The sequence below is a fragment of the Pseudomonas sp. SIMBA_068 genome, from assembly GCF_046534705.1.
GTDB classification, from domain to species: domain Bacteria; phylum Pseudomonadota; class Gammaproteobacteria; order Pseudomonadales; family Pseudomonadaceae; genus Aquipseudomonas; species Aquipseudomonas putida.
This window is the reverse complement of record NZ_JAWRYI010001632.1, coordinates 1-237: the sequence shown is the minus strand read 5'-3', so window position 1 is coordinate 237 and position 237 is coordinate 1. Positions and strand designations below refer to the sequence as shown.

General features: G+C 50.6%; 1 protein-coding gene. It reads right to left on the bottom strand.

The annotated features are described in order from the left end of the window. Positions 1-64: 64 nt before the first annotated feature. A partial coding sequence (locus tag SB756_RS35260) for a DUF1615 family protein (RefSeq protein ID WP_410913905.1) occupies positions 65-237 on the bottom strand: 173 nt, incomplete at its 5' end.

Below are 237 nucleotides of genomic sequence, written 5' to 3'. Positions count from 1 at the left end.
CAGTAAGATTTACGTTGCCAGATACGGCCTAAAACGCCTTATCTGGCATGACATTCCTGTTTGATCACTGTTTCATACAACGCGCCCGCCGTTCGTCTACGCGCTTCGCAAACCAGGCCGTAGTCAGGTTGCGGGTGATTTTCGGGCTTTCCAGTTGAATGCCAGGCAACATTTCGCGGGGTAGTGATTTACCCGTTTTCGCTTCGGCAAGTTGATAAACTTTCTTGTACAGCGCCG